General features: G+C 61.6%; 16 protein-coding genes. 13 read left to right on the top strand and 3 right to left on the bottom strand.

What is annotated here, in order from left to right:
- The first annotated feature begins 246 nt into the window (after positions 1 to 246).
- From mdcA to madM, 9 genes are all read left to right on the top strand, one after another.
- Positions 247 to 1,917, top strand: a complete 1,671-nt coding sequence (gene mdcA / locus AB4N53_RS17875; protein ID WP_016772750.1) for a malonate decarboxylase subunit alpha — start codon at positions 247 to 249, stop codon at positions 1,915 to 1,917.
- On the top strand, positions 1,917 to 2,774 hold the full coding sequence (locus tag AB4N53_RS17870; protein WP_460122054.1) for a triphosphoribosyl-dephospho-CoA synthase: 858 nt from the start codon (positions 1,917 to 1,919) through the stop codon (positions 2,772 to 2,774). The genes mdcA and AB4N53_RS17870 overlap by 1 nt, the downstream gene beginning before the upstream one ends.
- Positions 2,774 to 3,073, top strand: a complete 300-nt coding sequence (locus tag AB4N53_RS17865; RefSeq protein ID WP_039757560.1) for a malonate decarboxylase subunit delta — start codon at positions 2,774 to 2,776, stop codon at positions 3,071 to 3,073. Before AB4N53_RS17870 ends, AB4N53_RS17865 begins: the two co-directional genes overlap by 1 nt.
- Positions 3,066 to 3,917: a biotin-independent malonate decarboxylase subunit beta gene (locus AB4N53_RS17860; protein ID WP_460122052.1), complete on the top strand. Its 852-nt coding sequence runs from the start codon at positions 3,066 to 3,068 to the stop codon at positions 3,915 to 3,917. The genes AB4N53_RS17865 and AB4N53_RS17860 overlap by 8 nt, the downstream gene beginning before the upstream one ends.
- Entirely contained in the window at positions 3,914 to 4,699 is a 786-nt protein-coding gene (gene mdcE / locus AB4N53_RS17855) for a biotin-independent malonate decarboxylase subunit gamma (RefSeq protein WP_460122050.1), read from the top strand. Before AB4N53_RS17860 ends, mdcE begins: the two co-directional genes overlap by 4 nt.
- Positions 4,693 to 5,313: a malonate decarboxylase holo-ACP synthase gene (locus tag AB4N53_RS17850; RefSeq protein ID WP_460122048.1), complete on the top strand. Its 621-nt coding sequence runs from the start codon at positions 4,693 to 4,695 to the stop codon at positions 5,311 to 5,313. The genes mdcE and AB4N53_RS17850 overlap by 7 nt, the downstream gene beginning before the upstream one ends.
- Positions 5,310 to 6,230: a malonate decarboxylase subunit epsilon gene (gene mdcH / locus AB4N53_RS17845; RefSeq protein ID WP_460122046.1), complete on the top strand. Its 921-nt coding sequence runs from the start codon at positions 5,310 to 5,312 to the stop codon at positions 6,228 to 6,230. The genes AB4N53_RS17850 and mdcH overlap by 4 nt, the downstream gene beginning before the upstream one ends.
- A gap of 66 nt (positions 6,231 to 6,296) precedes the next feature.
- A complete protein-coding gene (gene madL / locus AB4N53_RS17840) occupies positions 6,297 to 6,689 on the top strand; it encodes a malonate transporter subunit MadL (protein WP_016772756.1) in 393 nt (130 codons plus the stop codon).
- 5 nt (positions 6,690 to 6,694) lie between these two features.
- Complete coding sequence (gene madM, locus AB4N53_RS17835; protein ID WP_460122044.1) at positions 6,695 to 7,459, top strand: malonate transporter subunit MadM; 765 nt, start codon at positions 6,695 to 6,697, stop codon at positions 7,457 to 7,459.
- Between the two features lie 84 nt (positions 7,460 to 7,543).
- Here the strand turns inward: madM and AB4N53_RS17830 are convergent, their stop codons facing one another.
- The gene (locus AB4N53_RS17830; RefSeq protein ID WP_460122042.1) at positions 7,544 to 8,458 is read right to left on the bottom strand and encodes a LysR family transcriptional regulator; all 915 of its coding nucleotides are present in this window, start codon (positions 8,456 to 8,458) and stop codon (positions 7,544 to 7,546) included.
- 209 nt (positions 8,459 to 8,667) lie between these two features.
- On the opposite strand from AB4N53_RS17830, the gene trhA reads away from it, so the two are divergent.
- Entirely contained in the window at positions 8,668 to 9,285 is a 618-nt protein-coding gene (gene trhA, locus AB4N53_RS17825; RefSeq protein WP_460122040.1) for a PAQR family membrane homeostasis protein TrhA, read from the top strand.
- A gap of 175 nt (positions 9,286 to 9,460) precedes the next feature.
- Here trhA and AB4N53_RS17820 read toward each other — a convergent pair whose 3' ends face one another.
- On the bottom strand, positions 9,461 to 10,180 hold the full coding sequence (locus tag AB4N53_RS17820) for a 16S rRNA (uracil(1498)-N(3))-methyltransferase (RefSeq protein ID WP_460122038.1): 720 nt from the start codon (positions 10,178 to 10,180) through the stop codon (positions 9,461 to 9,463).
- Between the two features lie 152 nt (positions 10,181 to 10,332).
- On the bottom strand, positions 10,333 to 11,739 hold the full coding sequence (locus AB4N53_RS17815; RefSeq protein ID WP_460122036.1) for an adenosylmethionine--8-amino-7-oxononanoate transaminase: 1,407 nt from the start codon (positions 11,737 to 11,739) through the stop codon (positions 10,333 to 10,335).
- Positions 11,740 to 11,961: 222 nt separating this feature from the next.
- Here AB4N53_RS17815 and AB4N53_RS17810 point away from each other — a divergent pair, with 222 nt between their 5' ends.
- The 3 genes from AB4N53_RS17810 to AB4N53_RS17800 all read left to right on the top strand — a co-directional run bounded on the left by AB4N53_RS17810 (position 11,962) and on the right by AB4N53_RS17800 (position 15,241).
- Complete coding sequence (locus AB4N53_RS17810; RefSeq protein ID WP_460122034.1) at positions 11,962 to 13,731, top strand: flavin monoamine oxidase family protein; 1,770 nt, start codon at positions 11,962 to 11,964, stop codon at positions 13,729 to 13,731.
- Between the two features lie 348 nt (positions 13,732 to 14,079).
- The gene (locus AB4N53_RS17805) at positions 14,080 to 14,631 is read left to right on the top strand and encodes a cytochrome b (RefSeq protein ID WP_400499720.1); all 552 of its coding nucleotides are present in this window, start codon (positions 14,080 to 14,082) and stop codon (positions 14,629 to 14,631) included.
- Positions 14,632 to 14,662: 31 nt separating this feature from the next.
- A complete protein-coding gene (locus AB4N53_RS17800) occupies positions 14,663 to 15,241 on the top strand; it encodes a YceI family protein (RefSeq protein WP_039757580.1) in 579 nt (192 codons plus the stop codon).
- The last annotated feature ends 107 nt before the right edge of the window (positions 15,242 to 15,348 follow it).

Raw genomic sequence — 15,348 nt, 5'->3', positions numbered from 1 at the left:
CTCTTCGCGAGCAGGCTCGCTCCCACAATTGGAATGCGTTCCCCTTGTAGGAGCTGCGGCACGCTGCGATCTTTTGATCTTGATTCTGAAAATCAAAAGATCGCAGCCTCGTTTCACTCGACAGCTCCTACAGGAGCTTCAGCTTGTCCGTTACGCTCAGCGTAATGATTCACCTCCCAGCTTGATTGATGCCCTCACCGCACACGCCTAACTTGGCTCCACGACAGCGAACCCCGTGGAGTGAGCATGACAACAACAATTTCCCCCGACTCGCGCTGGACGCGGCGGCGTGACGAGAAGCAGCGCCGGCTCGACAAGGTGCGCGGGCTCGCCGATGGCGCGGTGTTGCCCAGCGACAAAATCGTCGCCGCGCTCGAAGCGCTGATTCATCCCGGCGACCGTGTGGTGCTGGAGGGCAACAACCAGAAGCAGGCGGATTTCCTCTCGCGTTCGCTGGCCAAGGCCGATCCGGCCAAGCTCCATGATCTGCACATGATCATGCCCAGCGTCGGCCGCTCCGAGCACCTTGATCTGTTCGAACGTGGCATCGCCCGCAAGCTCGACTTCTCCTTCGCCGGCACCCAGAGCCTGCGCATCAGCCAGTTGCTCGAAGATGGCTTGCTCGAAGTCGGCGCCATTCACACGTACATCGAACTCTACGCTCGCCTTGTCGTGGACCTGATCCCCAACGTTGTGCTCTCGGCCGGCTTCATGGCCGACCGCGCCGGCAACATCTACACCGGCCCGAGTACCGAAGACACCCCTGCATTGATCGAACCAGCGGCGTTCAGCGACGGCATCGTCATCGTCCAGGTCAATCAGTTGGTCGACGACGTCAGCGAGCTGCCGCGCGTAGACATCCCCGCGTCATGGGTCGATTTCGTCGTGGTCGCCGACAAGCCGTTCTACATCGAACCGCTGTTTACCCGCGACCCACGCCACATCAAGCCTGTGCACGTGCTGATGGCGATGATGGCGATTCGCGGGATCTACGAAAAACACAACGTGCAGTCGCTCAACCACGGCATTGGTTTCAACACCGCCGCCATCGAATTGATCCTGCCGACCTACGGCGAATCCCTCGGCTTGAAGGGCAAGATCTGCCGCAACTGGACGCTCAACCCGCACCCGACTTTGATCCCGGCGATTGAAAGCGGCTGGGTCGAAAGCGTGCATTGCTTCGGCACCGAACTGGGCATGGAAAACTACATCGCCGCTCGGCCCGATGTGTTCTTCACTGGCCGCGACGGCTCACTGCGCTCCAACCGCATGGTCTGCCAACTCGCCGGGCAGTACGCGGTGGATCTGTTTATCGGCGCGACGTTGCAAGTCGACGGCGACGGCCATTCCTCGACGGTGACCCGTGGTCGTCTCGCCGGTTTCGGTGGTGCGCCGAACATGGGGCATGATCCGCGCGGCCGCCGTCACGGCACCCCGGCGTGGCTGGACATGCGCCACGCCGATGGGCCGCAACCGATGCTCGAACGCGGCAAGAAACTCGTAGTGCAAATGGTCGAGACCTTTCAGGAGGGCGGCAAACCGACCTTCGTCGAAACCCTCGACGCCGTGGAAGTGGCGAAGAAAAGCGGCATGCCGCTGGCGCCGATCATGATCTACGGCGACGACGTTACGCACCTGCTCACCGAAGAAGGCATCGCCTACCTGTACAAGGCGCGCTCGCTGGAAGAACGCCAGGCGATGATCGCCGCAGTCGCCGGGGTCACCGCCATCGGCCTGCGGCACAACCCGAAAGACACCGAACGCATGCGCCGCGAGGGCCTGATCGCCTTGCCCGAAGACCTCGGCATCCGCCGCACTGACGCCACTCGTGAATTGCTCGCGGCGAAAAGCGTGGCCGATCTGGTCGAGTGGTCCGGCGGCCTGTACAACCCGCCCGCCAAATTCAGGAGCTGGTAATGCACGCATTCAACCTGCAAGCGAAACCGCTTTCTCTGGCTGACCGCTTGGCCGATCTGGCGGTGGACGCGCTGATCGACGAAGCCGATCTGTCGCCGAAACCGGCGCTGGTCGACCGTCGTGGCAACGGCGCGCACACCGATCTGCACCTGGGCCTGATGCACGCTTCGGCGTTGGCCTTGTGGCCAGCGTTCAAGGAAATGGCCGAGGCGGCGCTGGAGATCGGCGAAGTCGGTTTGCCATTGCGCGAAGCGATTGGCCGCATCGGTCGTGAAGGCGAGCAAGCCATGCTTGTGACCACCAACGGCGTCAACACCCATCGCGGTGCGATCTGGGCGTTGGGACTGTTGGTGACGGCCGCCGCGCTGCAACCGAAATCCGTCGCTCTGTGTGCCGCCCGTCTGGCACTGCTCGACGACCGCTACGCACCGAAACCGCTCAGCCACGGCGCACAAGTTGCCCAGCGTTACGGCGCACGCGGCGCTAGGGAAGAAGCGCAACTCGGCTTCCCGTCCGTGCTGCAACGCGGCCTGCCGCAACTGCACAAAAGCCGCGCCAGCGGCCACGGCGAACAGAACGCCCGGCTCGATGCATTGCTGGCGATCATGACCGAGCTGGCCGACACCTGCGTGCTCTACCGCGCTGGCGAACCCGGCCTGCAGGCCATGCAGGCCGGCGCACAAGCGGTGCTCGATGCCGGCGGCAGCGCCAGCCTCAGCGGCCGTCGGCGCCTGCACGAACTGGATCAACAACTCATCGCATTGAATGCCTCGCCCGGTGGCGCCGCCGACCTGCTCGCCGCCACGCTGTTGCTTGATCGTATCGAGCGCGACGGCATCTCTCAGGGAGCGTCTTGATGGAAAACCTATCGTTTGAATTCCCCGCCGGGCAGCCGCCACGCGGGCGTGCGCTGGTCGGTTGTGTCGGCTCGGGTGATCTGGAAGTGCTGATCGAACCGGGTCTGGCCGGCAAACTGACGATCAACGTGCAGACCTCGGTCAACGGCGCGCAGCAGCGCTGGCAGCACCTGTTTGCGCGGATGTTCGACGGCACCACGCCGCCGGCGATGGCCATCGATATCCACGATTTCGGCGCGACACCGGGGGTGGTGCGCTTGCGTCTGGAACAGGGTTTCGAGGAGATCGGCCATGACTGACAGCGCAGCGTTGCTGAACAAACACAGTTTCGTCGAACTCGGCGCGCGGCAGCGGGCTAAAGCCTTGCTCGATGCCGGGACCTTTCGCGAACTGCTCGATCCGTTTCAACGGGTCATGTCGCCGTGGCTCGAGCGCCAGGGCGTAGTGCCGCAAGCCGACGACGGGGTGATCATCGCCAAGGGCCGCCTCGACGGTTTGCCGGTGGTCATCGCGGCGATTGAAGGCGCGTTTCAGGGCGGCAGCCTCGGTGAAGTCGGCGGGGCGAAGATTGCCGGGGCGCTGGAACTGGCCGCTGAAGACAACCGCAACGGCATCCCCACCCGCGCCGTGTTGCTGCTGGAAACCGGCGGCGTGCGCTTGCAGGAAGCCAATCTGGGGCTGGCGGCGATTGCCGATATTCACGCGGCGATTGTCGATTTGCAGCAATACCAACCGGTGGTCGGCGTGGTCGCCGGCAGCGTCGGTTGCTTCGGCGGCATGTCGATCGCCGCTGCGCTGTGCAGCTATTTGCTGGTGACCCAGGAAGCACGTCTCGGCCTGAATGGCCCGCAGGTAATCGAGCAGGAAGCCGGGATCGAGGAATACGACTCCCGCGACCGGCCCTTCATCTGGAGCCTGACCGGCGGCGAACAGCGCTTCAACACGGCACTGGTGGACCGTTATGTCGGCGATGATGTGGCGCAGATTCGTCAGCAGGTTGGCGAATTGCTCCAGCAAGGCTTGCCGGCACAGCCGCGCAGTCAGCGCGCCGAGTGGTTCCTGCAACGCCTCGGCAAGCTGGACACGGGCAAGCAAATCGAACCGTCGGTGGTTCGCGATCTGTATCAAGGAGAGCGCTCATGAGCGGTTATTCATTGCGCGGTTTGCACTGGTTCAACGCCCTCAGCGCTGGCGCCAGGGTCGTCGAAGGTTTGCCGCCGTCGTTGAAAGTCGCCGACGCTGAGCTCGGCCGTTTTATCGCCGTGGTCGCCGACCCGGACAATCGTTTTCCCCGCTCCCGCCATGGCGAAGTCGGTTTGCTCGAAGGCTGGGGTCTGGCGAAGGCTGTGGATGACGCGATCAGCTCCGACCGCGACAGCGCACAGAAGCGTCCGATCATTGCCATTGTCGATGTGCCGAGCCAGGCGTATGGCCGCCGTGAAGAAGCCCTCGGCATTCATCAGGCGCTGGCCGGCGCGGCGGACAGTTATGCCCGTGCACGCTTGGCCGGCCATCCGGTGATTGCGCTGCTGGTGGGCAAGGCCATGTCGGGTGCGTTTCTCGCCCACGGTTATCAGGCCAATCGCCTGATCGCGCTGCGCGATCCCGGCGTGATGGTCCACGCGATGGGCAAGGCGTCGGCGGCGCGGGTCACCTTGCGCAGTGTCGAGGAACTGGAGGCGCTGGCCTCGAGCGTGCCGCCGATGGCCTACGACATCGACAGCTACGCCAGCCTCGGTCTGCTCTGGGAAACCCTCTCGGTGCAGCAGATTGAACAGCCGACAGAGGAAGATCTGGCGCGGGTGAGCGAGTGCCTGAAGCAAGCGATCAACGATGTGAGCAGCACTGATTTGAAAGGTCGACTTGGTGCGAGTAATCGTGCCGCCTCCAGCAAAGTCCGCGAGTTGCTGAGGGCGCAGTGGTGAACCTGCCCCTGGCCCACGATCTGCTCTGGGGCATGACCCCGGCGCAGTTGCCGGCGGATGCGCCGCAGTGGGCGGTCGCGGCGCTGGCGGCCGGGCAACCGGTGGTGGTGCGCCGGGCCTTGAGCGAGGAAGGTCTGGTCGCGGTCGGCGTTCGTGGTGTGTTGCGCGAGCAGCGGCAGGCGACGTTTATGCCGCTCGATTCGATTGCCTGTCGGGTCAGTCCCGAGGCCCTTTGTCATGTTGAGTGCGAGCGAGATCTGCCGGTGATGCAGGGGCTCAAACAACTGCGGCCGATGCTCGATGACTGCGGTTGGGTCTGGGGTGTCAGCGGCAGTGTCGGGTTCGAATTGGCCAGCGGTTTTGCAGCGATGCACGCGGCCAGTGATCTCGATCTGATTCTGCGTGCGCCGCAGGTGATCACGCGCAATCAGGCATGCAAACTCGTGGAGCTTTTCGATCAGGCTGTGTGCCGGGTCGACATGCAATTGCAAACGCCGTTCGGCGCTGTGGCCTTGCGGGAATGGGCCAGCGGTTCGTCCAGGGTGCTGCTGAAAAATGCGCATCAGGCGGCATTGGTGATGGATCCGTGGAACCCGCAGGAGCAGGCAGCGTGAGCAGTCTGCTGGTGTTTCCCGGCCAGGGCGCGCAGCAATCCGGCATGCTCCAGCGGTTGCCTCGGGAAACGCTGGTCGAGGCCAGTGATGTGCTCGGCGAGGATGTTTTGCAGTTGGATTCAGCCGAGGCATTACGCACGACACGAGCGGTGCAACTATGCCTGCTGATCGCCGGTGTCGCTGCTTCGCGGCAGTTATTGCAGGATGAACTGAGCGCGGATTACGTCGCCGGCCTGTCGATCGGCGCTTATCCGGCGGCGGTGGTGGCGGGGGCCTTGAGTTTCAGCGATGCACTGCATCTGGTCAGCCTGCGCGGTGAGCTGATGCAACAGGCTTATCCACAGGGCTACGGCATGACCGCGATCATCGGCTTGCAGTTGTCCACAGTCGAAACACTGCTGGCCCAAGTGCACAGCGAAGATCGGCCGGTGTATCTGGCCAACATCAACGCCGATAACCAAGTGGTGATTGCCGGCAGCGACGAGGCCATGCATGCGGTGGCCGAACTGGCGCGCAGTCGTGGTGCCGGAGTGGCGAAACGGCTGGTGGTGAGCGTGCCGTCGCACTGCCCGCTACTGGAAAGGCCGGCGCAGGCGCTTGCCGAGGCCTTCGCCAAGATTGAACTGAAAAACCCGAAGATCGCTTATCTGAGCGGCAGCCGCGCCCGTCCTGTGAGCAAAGTCGAAGCGCTGCGCGATGACCTCGCTTTCAACATGTGCCGCGTGGTGGACTGGCGCGGCACCGTGCAAAGCGCCTATGAGCGCGGCGTACGTCTACAGATCGAACTGCCGCCCGGTGCGGTGCTGACCGGGCTGGCGCGCCGGGTGTTCGAGCAGGGCACCGTCACTGCCTTCGACAGTGCCCGCCTCGACACCCTGCAAGCGCTGTTGCGCGAGGAGGGTGGCCGCCAACTCTAAACCGCCGCGACTCAAGCTTCGAACAACAAAAACAACATTCGACGATGCACTTTGAGGACTACAACAATGATTATTTACGGTGTGGCGTTTCTCGCCTTTTGCACGCTGGTCGGTATCTGGGTCGGTGAATTGCTCGGCAAGCTGATCGGCGTGCCGGCCAACGTCGGTGGCGTCGGCATTGCGATGCTGCTGCTGATCGGCCTGGGCAGCTATCTCTACAAGAGCGGCTGGCTCAAGGGCAAGACCGAGCAGGGCGTGGAGTTCTGGAGCGCGATCTACATTCCCATCGTGGTCGCCATGGCCGCGCAGCAGAATGTCTACGGTGCGCTGAAGGGCGGGCCGATGGCGATTCTTGCCGGCACCCTCGCCGTAGTGATCGCTTTTGCCTTGGTGCCGGTGCTGACACGCATGGGCAACAAGCAAGAGACGCCGATTGCTCCTGCCAAGACTGCGGGGTAATCGCCATGTACGAATCAATGATGAAAGTGATCACCGGTTACGGTCTGATCAGCGGCTTTCTGATTGTCGGCCTGACCATGTGGGTGTCCTACTGGATGTCCAACACCTTCACCAAGGGCCGATTGCACGGTTCGGCGATCGCCATTCTGCTCGGGCTGGTGCTGTCGTATATCGGCGGCGCACTGACCGGTGGGCAAAAAGGTGTGGTGGATATTCCCCTGCTGTCCGGCATCGGCCTGCTCGGCGGTGCGATGCTGCGTGATTTCGCAATTGTGGCGACGGCGTTTGGCGTGAGTGTCGATGAGCTCAAGCGTGCCGGGTTTGTGGGTGTGCTGGCGCTGTTTGTCGGTGTTGGCACCTCGTTCGTCGCCGGGGTCGGCGTGGCGACGGCATTCGGGTATACCGATGCGGTGAGCCTGACCACCATTGGCGCGGGGGCCGTGACTTACATTGTCGGCCCGGTGACCGGCGCGGCGATTGGTGCCAGTTCCGAGGTGATGGCGTTGTCGATTGCGGCGGGGCTGATCAAGGCGATTCTGGTGATGGTGATGACACCGTTCGTGGCACCGATGATCGGCCTGAACAACCCGCGCAGCGCGGTGATTTTCGGTGGTTTGATGGGCACCTCGAGCGGCGTCGCCGGGGGCCTGGCGGCCACCGATCCGAAGTTGGTGCCGTATGGTTGCCTGACGGCGGCGTTCTACACCGCGCTTGGGTGTCTGCTGGGGCCTTCGCTGCTGTTTCTGGCGATGCGCGGGTTAATGGGCTGACGCTTTCGCGAGCAGGCTCGCTCCCACAGTTGGAATGCATTTTCCTGTGGGAGCGAGCCTGCTCGCGAAGGGGGCGACTCGGTATCAGGCCTGCCGATTGGCATACATCCGACACTCCGCCAGCAACGCCAACAAGTTCGGATCGCGCTCCTTTGTCTTGAGAAACACCACGCCAATGTGCTGCTGCAACCGGTACTTCTCCTGCAACGAAATCAGCTTCACCCGATTCTCGTACACCGCCGCAATCCGCCCCGGCAACAAGGCGTACCCCACCCCGGAGCTGACCATGCTCAGCAAAGTGAAGATGTCGTTGACCTGCATCGCCACCTTCGGCTCGAACCCCGCCTGCTTGAACACCCGCACACCGTCCTGATGCGTGGCGAAGCCCTGGGTCAGGGTGATGAAGGTTTCATCGCGCACTTCCGCCAGATCGACTTCACTGCGCTGAGCGAATTTTGAATCCGCCGGGGTGGCGAGGAAAATGTCGTCGGAAAACAGCGCAATCTGCTCGCAATCCGGGTCGTTGATGCTGTCGTCCAGCGACACCAGAATCGCGTCGACTTCCATGTTTTTCAGCTTGTAGAGCAGGTCGATGTTCGAGCCGAGGATCAGGTCGATGTTGAGTTCGCTGCGGCGGATTTTCAGGCCCATGATCAGCTGCGGCACGGTCTTCACCGTCAGCGAGTACAGCGAGCCGAGCTTGAAACGCTCGGCGGAGAACCCGGCGGCTTCGCGGGTCAGACGCACGCTGTCGACAACGTCGTTAATCAGTTTTTGCGCACGTTCTTCCAGCACATAGGCGCTTTCCAGCGGCGTCAGGTTGCGCCCTTCGTGTTTGAACAGCGGGCAGCGCAGGGCGTTTTCCAAAGAGTGAATGGCGCGGTGCACGCTGACGTTGCTGGTCTGCAGTTCGGCGGCGGCGCGGGCGAGGTTGCCGGTGCGCATGAAGGCGAGGAACACCTCGAGTTTTTTCAGGGTCAATTCTTCGTCGATCAGCATGGCGCGGACTCTTTTTGGAATGCGTCGATTGTGCCTTGAAGATCAAAAGATCGCAGCCTTCGGCAGCTCCTACATTGGAATGCGATCACCTGTAGGAGCTGCCGAAGGCTGCGATCTTTTGATCTTGGCTTTGAACAGAAACATTGCGCTTTTACGCTCAAGGCCCGAGCCTTGCGCGCTTGCGGTAGTGACTACGAGGTATGCGACACATGTATCACGGGGAAAAACTCAACGCCTGGACCCACTTGGTCGGTGCCATCGCCGCGTTTATCGGCGGCGTATGGATGCTGGTGATTGCCAGCCTCGACGGTAGTCCATGGAAGATCGTCAGCGTGGCGATCTACGCCTTCACTTTGCTGGTGCTCTACAGCGCTTCGACCGTGTACCACAGCGTGCGCGGGCGCAAGAAAGCGATCATGAAGAAGGTCGATCACTTTTCGATCTACCTGCTGATCGCCGGCAGCTACACGCCGTTCTGCCTGGTGACGTTACGCGGGCCGTGGGGCTGGACGCTGTTCGGGATTGTCTGGGGGCTGGCGCTGATCGGCATTCTGCAAGAGATAAAACCGCGCTCCGAGGCACGGATTCTGTCGATCGTGATTTACGCGGTGATGGGCTGGATCGTGCTGGTCGCGGTCAAGCCGCTGATCGCTGCATTGGGCACGGCGGGGTTTGCCTGGCTGGCGTCAGGCGGGGTTTTGTATACGGTGGGGATTGTCTTTTTTGCCCTGGATCACCGGCTGCGGCATGCCCATGGCATCTGGCATCTCTTCGTGATTGCCGGGAGTCTGCTGCACTTTGTTGCGATTCTGTTTTACGTCCTGTGAACGCAACGACTGTGGGAGGGGGCTTGCTCCCGAAGGCGTCAGGTCAGTCAACCTCATTTGTTGAATGACACACCGTTTTCGGGAGCAAGCCCCCTCCCACATTGGAACTAGAGTGTTCACAAAATCTGTGGTCACTGGAGATCCAATGTGGGAGCGAGCCTGCTCGCGAAGGAGCCTAGAAATCACCCCACAATTGTTGAGCCACCGCCAATGCCACCACCGGCGCGGTCTCGGTGCGCAGCACGCGTGCGCCGAGGCGGGCGGCGTGGAAGCCGTTGCCTTTGGCCTGCTCGACTTCGCCATCCGTCAAGCCACCTTCAGGCCCGATCAGGAAGGCCAGCGTCGTCGGTTTGGCATGGCTCACCAGCGGCTCGGCCACCGGGTGCAGGACCAGTTTCAACTCGGCTTCGGTCTGCTTGAGCCAGTCCGCCAGCAACACTGGCGGATGAATCACCGGCACCCGTGAGCGCCCGCACTGTTCGCAGGCACTGATCGCCACCTGACGCCAGTGCAGCAAGCGCTTGTCGGCGCGTTCGTCCTTGAGGCGGACTTCGCAGCGTTCGCTGAAGATCGGTGTGATTTGCGTCACGCCCAGTTCAGTGGCTTTCTGAATCGCCCAATCCATGCGCTCGCCCCGGGACAGGCCCTGGCCGAGGTGGATCTGCAGCGGCGATTCGACTTGCCCGGCGAATTGCTCGTCGATCTGCACGACCACGCGCTTCTTGCCGACGTCCACCAGCGATCCGCGAAACTCATGGCCGGAGCCGTCGAACAATTGCACGGCATCGCCCTCGGCCATGCGCAGCACGCGGCTGATGTAGTGCGCCTGGGCTTCCGGCAGTTCGTGTTCGCCGGTGCTCAGCGGGGCGTCGATAAAGAAGCGGGACAGTCTCATTTCGGGTCTCTGGAAAGATATGAATCAGTTGGATCGGTGTCGACTTCATTCGCGAGCAGGCTCGCTCCCACACTTGAAATGCATTCCCCTGTGGGAGCGAGCCTGCTCGCGAAAGCGGCAGTCCAGCCACCGCAAATCTCAAGCAAGGCGAATCAGCCCGGGTCGCGGAATCCCGGGTGAAAGTCTTTCGGCACCGCAACACTGACGCTGTCACGCGTCGCAATATCAATACCTTCACTGGCCACTTCGGCCAGAAAGTCGATCTGCTCCGGGGTGATCACATACGGCGGCAGGAAATACACCACGCTGCCCAGCGGCCGCAACAACGCGCCTCGCTCAAGCGCATGCTGGAACACCTTCAGGCCACGACGCTCCTGCCAAGGGTAGGCCTCTTTCGTGGCTTTATCCTTGACCATCTCGATCGCCAGCACCATGCCGGTCTGGCGCACTTCGGAGACGTTCGGGTGATCGACCAGATGCGCGGTCGCCGAGGCCATGCGCTGAGCCAGCGCCTGGTTATTCTCGATGACGTTGTCCTGCTCGAAGATATCTAGCGTCGCCAATGCCGCCGCGCAGGCCAGCGGGTTGCCGGTGTAGCTGTGCGAGTGGAGGAAGGCGCGCAGGGTCGGGTAGTCGTCGTAGAACGCGCTGTAGACCTCGTCGGTGGTCAGGCATGCGGCCAGCGGCAGGTAGCCGCCGGTGAGGGCTTTGGACAGGCAGAGGAAGTCCGGGCGGATGCCGGCCTGCTCGCAGGCGAACATCGTCCCGGTGCGGCCGAAGCCGACGGCGATTTCATCGTGGATCAGGTGCACGCCATAGCGGTCGCAGGCTTCGCGCAACAGCTTGAGGTAGACCGGGTGATACATGCGCATGCCGCCCGCGCCCTGAATCAGCGGCTCGACGATCACTGCCGCGACGCTGTCATGATTTTCCGCCAGCGTCTGTTCCATGGCGGCAAACATGTTGCGCGAATGTTCTTCCCAGCCCATGCCGTCGGGACGCAGATAACAATCCGGGCTGGGCACTTTGATGGTGTCCATCAGCAGGGCTTTGTAGGTCTCGGTGAACAGCGGCACATCGCCGACCGCCATCGCTGCCATGGTTTCACCGTGGTAGCTGTTGGTCAGGGTGACGAAGCGTTTCTTGTTCGGCTGGCCGCGATTGAGCCAGTAATGAAAGCTCATCTTCAGCGCGACTTCGATGCAGGACGAACCGTTATCGGCGTAGAACACCCGGTTCAAGCCTTGCGGGGTCATTTTCACCAGACGCTCGGACAGCTCGATCACCGGTTGGTGGCTGAAACCGGCAAGGATCACATGCTCGAGTTGATCGACCTGATCCTTGATGCGCTGGTTGATGCGCGGGTTGGCGTGGCCGAACACGTTGACCCACCAGGAACTGACCGCGTCGAGGTAGCGCTTGCCTTCGAAGTCTTCGAGCCAAACGCCTTCGCCGCGCTTGATCGGGATCAGTGGCAGCTGTTCGTGGTCTTTCATCTGGGTGCAGGGATGCCACAACACCGCAAGATCGCGTTGCATCCACTGGTTATTCAGGCCCATTTACAGTCTCCTCGAGGCGGCTCGCGTCAGGCGCGGGCGAACAATCGCGCAAGCCTATGCAATGCATCGCGCAGGAACAACCCATTGTGTCGATTGAGCTACTTTGTCTGAGCCGATAGACGTCGCTGGCGGCGTTTTGATGGCTAACGTATTCTTCGCGGTTCTTTGAGTCGTCTGACTCGCATAACTGCTTTTCCCACATGTTTTTCCGGAGTTCGCTGAATGTCTGTCGGTTGGCTGCGCGCCTGTGCGCTGGTGATGTTGGGGCTGTTCAGCGTTACGGCGCTGGCCAAGGATAAAACCGCAATCGTGATCGGCGGCGGCCTGTCGGGTCTGACCGCCGCTTACGAACTGCAAAACAAAGGCTGGCAGGTCACCCTGCTGGAAGCCAAGCCGAGCCTGGGCGGGCGCTCGGGCATGGCCACCAGCGAGTGGATCGGCAACGACAAGACCCAGCCGGTGCTGAACAAGTACGTGTCGACCTTCAAGCTCGGCACTACGCCGGCGCCGGAATTCGTGCGTACGCCGGGTTATCTGATCGACGGGGATTATTTCTCCGCTGCTGATCTGGCCACCAAGCAGCCAGCCACCGCCGATGCGCTCAAGCGCTACCAGAAAACCCTCGACGATCTGGCGCGTTCGATCGACGATCCGCAGAATCCGGCGGCGACCGCCACTTTGCATGCGCTGGACCAGATCACCGTATCGAGCTGGCTCGACAAGCAGAACCTGCCGGCCACCGCGCGTCAGTTGATCAACCAGGACATTCGCACCCACTACGACGAACCTTCGCGTCTGTCGCTGCTGTATTTCGCTCAGCAGAACCGCGTCTATCGCGGCGTCTCCGACCGCGACCTGCGCGCCTCGCGTCTGGTCGGCGGCAGCCAGGTGCTGGCCCAGGCCTTCGTCAAACAGATCAAGACCATCAAGACCAGCTCGCCGGTCTCGGCCATCATCCAGGACAAGGACGGCGTGACCGTCAAAGTCGGCAGCGTCGGTTATCAGGCTGACTACGTGGTGCTGGCCGTGCCGTTGCGCGCACTGAACAAGATCGCGCTGACCCCGGCGCTGGATGCCCAGCACCTGGCGGCGATCAAAGGCACCAACTACGGCTGGCGCGACCAGATCATGCTGAAGTTCAAGACGCCAGTGTGGGAAAGCAAGTCGCGCATGTCCGGCGAGATCTACAGCAACGCAGGTTTAGGCATGCTCTGGATCGAACCGGCGCTGAAGGGCGGCGCCAATGTGGTGATCAACCTGTCTGGCGACAACGCCCGTGTGATGCAGGCGTTCGGCGACAAGCAGATGGTCGATCAGGTGCTGATCCGTCTGCATGCGTTTTATCCTCAGGCCCGTGGCTCGTTCACCGGTTATGAAATCCGCCGCTACAGCACCGACCCGTCGATGGGCGGCGCCTACCTGGCTTACGGCCCGGGGCAGATCAGCAAGTTCTGGCGCCTGTGGGAACGTCCGCTGCAACGCGTAGCGTTCGCCGGCGAACACACCGACACCTTGTACCCGGGCACCTTGGAAGGAGCGCTGCGCACCGGCCAGCGTGCGGCCAGTCAGGTTGAAGATCTGGCGGCCGGCAAATCGTTCGAGCCAGCCAAAGTGGTTCCGGCCGCTGCAGCGGCAGGCGCGGCGGGCGCGGTGGCAGCGAAGAAGGGCAACTTCTTCAGCAACCTGTTTGGCGGTTCGGATGACGAGAAGAAGCCTGAGCCTGTGAAAGCGCCAGAGCCAGCACCTGCTCCGGCCGCTCCAGCGCCTGCGCCGACCCCGGCACCTGCGCCAGCTCCGGTGGAAGCGCCGAAGCCAGCGACGCCGGTAAAAGCCGAGCCAGCGAAGAAAGCAGCGGCCAAGCCAGCGGCGAAGAAGCCTGCGGCCAAGACCGAAACGAAAAAGCCGGCTGCCAAACCGGCGGCAAAGAAGGCTGAGCCGGCGAAGAAACCAGCGGCCAAGCCTGCTGCAACGACCGAGACCAAGGCGCAGTAAGGCTTTGCGGTGAATGAAAAAGCGCGGCGTATATGCCGCGCTTTTTTTTGCCTGTGAGGGCCCCATCGCTGGCAAGCCAGCTCCCACAGGTTTCTGAGGTAAACGCGGGATTTGTGCACGCCACTAACCACTGTGGGAGCGGGCTTGCCCGCGATGAGGCCTGTCCAGACAGCGCATCATCAGGATCTGCCACCTGACATTCCGCCACACTTTTGCCTTTAATCTTTTCTTAACTCGTCACTACCAGACTCTTGATCGTATTTCTCGATATTTCAAAGCAAAATTTTCCGCTTTAATTCGATAGATAACTCGCTAGTCTTGGTTCGCAGTTCTCACAGGATTTGGGCAATGCAGCTACGTAACTCTTCTTCGCGCTATGGTTGGGTCAGCATCTTCATGCACTGGGGCGTGGCGCTGGTGGTCTTCGGACTGTTTGCGCTGGGTCTGTGGATGGTCGGGCTGGATTACTACAGCACCTGGCGCAAAGACGCGCCGGATCTGCACAAGAGCATCGGCCTGGTGCTGCTGGGTGTGATGGTGTTGCGGGTGCTGTGGCGTTTCATCAGCCCACCGCCGCCTACGCTGCAAAGCTACAGCCGGATGACCCGTATCGGCGCCAGGTTCGGCCACGGGTTTCTGTATCTGGCGCTGTTCGCTGTGATGATTGCCGGTTACCTGATTTCCACCGCAGACGGTGTCGGGATCCCGGTGTTTGGCCTGTTTGAAGTTCCTGCTCTGCTTTCCGGACTACCGGATCAGGCAGATACCGCTGGGGTGATTCATCTGTGGCTGGCGTGGGCACTGGTAATTTTTTCCGGTCTCCATGCGTTGGCAGCATTGAAGCACCACTTTATCGATCGTGATGCGACCCTTACCCGAATGCTCGGTCGCAAAGCCTGAAATTCAACCTCGACTCAAAGGAAAAGAAAGCATGTTGAAAAAGACTCTGGCCGCTCTGGCAATCGGTTCTGCCGTGCTGTCCGCCAACGTAATGGCTGCTGACTACGTAGTAGACAAGGAAGGCCAGCACGCCTTCGTCGACTTCAAGATCAGTCACCTGGGCTACAGCTACATCACCGGTACCTTCAAGGACATCGACGGCAAGTTCAGCTTCGACGCTGCCAAGCCTGAAGACAGCAAGATCGAGTTCAACGTCAACACTGCCAGCGTGTTCACCAACCACGCCGAGCGCGACAAGCACATCGCCAGCGCTGACTTCCTCAACGCCAGCAAGTTCGGCAAGGCCACCTTCGTTTCCACCAGCGTCAAGTCTACTGGCGCCAACACCGCTGACGTGACCGGCGACCTGACCCTGCTGGGCGTGACCAAGCCAGTTGTCGTCAAGGCCACCTTCCTGGGTGAAGGCAAGGATCCATGGGGCGGCTACCGTGCCGGCTTCGAAGGCACCACCACCATCAAGCGTTCCGATTTCGGCAAGCAGAAAGACCTCGGTCCGAAGTCCGATGCGGTCGAGCTGTATGTTTCGTTTGAAGGTGTGAAAGCGAAATAAATTTCGCCGCCACATGAAAACGCCCCCGGTCGAAAGGCCGGGGGCGTTTTTTTTGCCACAACACAGATCCCCTGTAGGAGCTGCCGAAGGCTGCGATCTTTTGATCT

The sequence above is a fragment of the Pseudomonas sp. H3_E04 genome (genome assembly GCF_054668915.1).
This window is presented reverse-complemented; position numbering and strand designations above follow the sequence as displayed.

What these genes read in the sequence shown, in the direction of transcription:
- AB4N53_RS17830 (WP_460122042.1), bottom strand. Translation starts at nt 8,458, where the DNA reads ATGCTGATCGACGAAGAATTGACCCTGAAAAAACTCGAGGTGTTCCTC.
- AB4N53_RS17870 (WP_460122054.1), top strand. Translation starts at nt 1,917, where the DNA reads ATGCACGCATTCAACCTGCAAGCGAAACCGCTTTCTCTGGCTGACCGC.
- mdcE (WP_460122050.1), top strand. Translation starts at nt 3,914, where the DNA reads ATGAGCGGTTATTCATTGCGCGGTTTGCACTGGTTCAACGCCCTCAGC.
- AB4N53_RS17815 (WP_460122036.1), bottom strand. Translation starts at nt 11,739, where the DNA reads ATGGGCCTGAATAACCAGTGGATGCAACGCGATCTTGCGGTGTTGTGG.
- AB4N53_RS17860 (WP_460122052.1), top strand. Translation starts at nt 3,066, where the DNA reads ATGACTGACAGCGCAGCGTTGCTGAACAAACACAGTTTCGTCGAACTC.
- trhA (WP_460122040.1), top strand. Translation starts at nt 8,668, where the DNA reads ATGTATCACGGGGAAAAACTCAACGCCTGGACCCACTTGGTCGGTGCC.
- mdcA (WP_016772750.1), top strand. Translation starts at nt 247, where the DNA reads ATGACAACAACAATTTCCCCCGACTCGCGCTGGACGCGGCGGCGTGAC.
- AB4N53_RS17805 (WP_400499720.1), top strand. Translation starts at nt 14,080, where the DNA reads ATGCAGCTACGTAACTCTTCTTCGCGCTATGGTTGGGTCAGCATCTTC.
- madL (WP_016772756.1), top strand. Translation starts at nt 6,297, where the DNA reads ATGATTATTTACGGTGTGGCGTTTCTCGCCTTTTGCACGCTGGTCGGT.
- AB4N53_RS17865 (WP_039757560.1), top strand. Translation starts at nt 2,774, where the DNA reads ATGGAAAACCTATCGTTTGAATTCCCCGCCGGGCAGCCGCCACGCGGG.
- AB4N53_RS17800 (WP_039757580.1), top strand. Translation starts at nt 14,663, where the DNA reads ATGTTGAAAAAGACTCTGGCCGCTCTGGCAATCGGTTCTGCCGTGCTG.
- AB4N53_RS17820 (WP_460122038.1), bottom strand. Translation starts at nt 10,180, where the DNA reads ATGAGACTGTCCCGCTTCTTTATCGACGCCCCGCTGAGCACCGGCGAA.
- AB4N53_RS17810 (WP_460122034.1), top strand. Translation starts at nt 11,962, where the DNA reads ATGTCTGTCGGTTGGCTGCGCGCCTGTGCGCTGGTGATGTTGGGGCTG.
- madM (WP_460122044.1), top strand. Translation starts at nt 6,695, where the DNA reads ATGTACGAATCAATGATGAAAGTGATCACCGGTTACGGTCTGATCAGC.